Annotated in this window: 1 protein-coding gene; it reads right to left on the minus strand. The window is 67.6% G+C overall.

The annotated features are described in order from the left end of the window. Positions 1-174: 174 nt before the first annotated feature. Positions 175-1,581 (minus strand): IS1380 family transposase, encoded by a 1,407-nt coding sequence (locus FGL98_RS24975; protein ID WP_146321572.1) that lies wholly within the window; start codon positions 1,579-1,581, stop codon positions 175-177. Positions 1,582-1,702: the final 121 nt, after the last annotated feature.

Genomic DNA, 1,702 nt, shown 5'->3' on the forward strand with positions numbered 1-1,702 from the left:
CCCGGATCTTGCATAGGTCTGGCGTGTGAGGTGGGTGTCGGCGTCTGCCGTCTTGCTGGTGCTCATTTTGGCGTGAGGGTGTGACAGGGGGCCGCGATGTCGCTCGTGGTGGGCGTCGGCTTCCACGACCGAGATGGGTGCTGCGGGTTGTTGGGGCGGGTTTGGTGGCCGGGGTCAGGTCGGCCTAGTCAGGGCGACCAGGCGTTGGTGTCCGGCGAGGACGAGGTCCGCGAACGGTGCGGTGTCCTTGATATGCAGCAGGATTCGTCGTGAATGCCGAGCCAGGGCAGCCGGGATGCTGAACACGCGCAGCCGTAGGCGTTTGGGTTCCCATCGGCGTGCGTCCTCGTTGGGGAAGGCGAGTAGCTGGGTCCAGGCGATCAGATCGGTAGCGAGCATGACCAGCGCACACCAGATCCGATTCTGGTCAAACCCGTGTAGGGGCAGGTTCATCAGGCCAGTTTGTTTACTGATGCGGATGCGGTCCTCGCACCGGGCGCGGCGCCGGTGGCGCAGCTCCAGGTCGGCCAGCTGCCCGCGGGCCGTGTTCGTCGCGAACGCCGTGAGCCGGTACCCGTCGACATCCTCGAACCGCAACTGCGCACCGGGATGCGGACGTTCCCGGCGCACGATCACACGCATCCGTGGCGGCCAGCCTCTCAGGTGGCCGTGGAAGGCCAGGATGTCGGTCAGATCGACCAGCCCGGCACCATCACGCATGTCGCCGTCGGCGTTGACCGCGTCCTGCCAGGCCTGTTCGGGGACCTGGTGGTACAGGTCCGGCATGGCCTCGGGCAGCTTCCACCCGATCGAGTACGACACGGTGCGTCGGGTCAGCCAGGCCAGGAAGTCCTTCGTCCCGCCGGCGCCGTCGGTGCGGATCAAGACCTTGCGGCCCGGACGGGTCGGGTTGATCCCCGGGACTGCGGCCAACGCGTCCCGCGTGACGGCGATGTGATCGGTGACCGTGTTCGAACCGGCGTTGCCCGGCCGCAGCTGGATCGCCAGGGCCTCCCCGGTGCCGTCGGCGCCGTGGTCGACGAACGAGCACAACGGGTGAAAGCCGAACCCGCGCTTGAACGTCGGCGCGGCGTGCTCCTTCTCCGAGTGACTGGTCACCAGTGTGGCGTCCAGGTCCACGATCAACGGATCGGCCGCGGTGGCAGCATGATTCGGTGCGAGCCCGCCGGCCAGGGCCCACGTCTGGTCCCGTGCCTGCTTGCGGGCGGCCGCGACCTGGGCCAACACCCGGTCCGCGTCGTTGGCCAGGGTCGCAATGGTCCGCGAGATCGTCGCCTCCGAGGCCACCGACCCGTACAGCCCACCCTCGGCGCGAATGACCGCGGCATCAGCGAGGCAGTCACCGCCCAGCGCGAGCGTCACCGCGAGATCCGTGATGACCTTCGCCGGGTCGTGCACCGCGGTCGGCTTGCGCCAGCTCCCAAGCGCCTCCCGTAAAAAACGCCCCAGCCCAGTCACCTCGACCGTCTTGGTCAGCAACACCCCACCGGCCGACCCGGCCGCGGCCACAGGCGCCGTGTCGACGCGAACAGACGGATACAAACCGGTAGTGTTGTTCACCTGGAAGGTGCTCCTCGAACTGGATCAGATAGGGACTTCGCAATCACTATCTTCCCAGGTCAGGGGCACTTTTCAGCTCACGCCACGCACTCCGCGACCCTCACCCGATGAAATCCCCGGG

The organism is Leekyejoonella antrihumi (assembly GCF_007845645.1).
In the GTDB taxonomy this organism is placed as follows: Bacteria; Actinomycetota; Actinomycetes; order Actinomycetales; family Dermatophilaceae; genus Leekyejoonella; species Leekyejoonella antrihumi.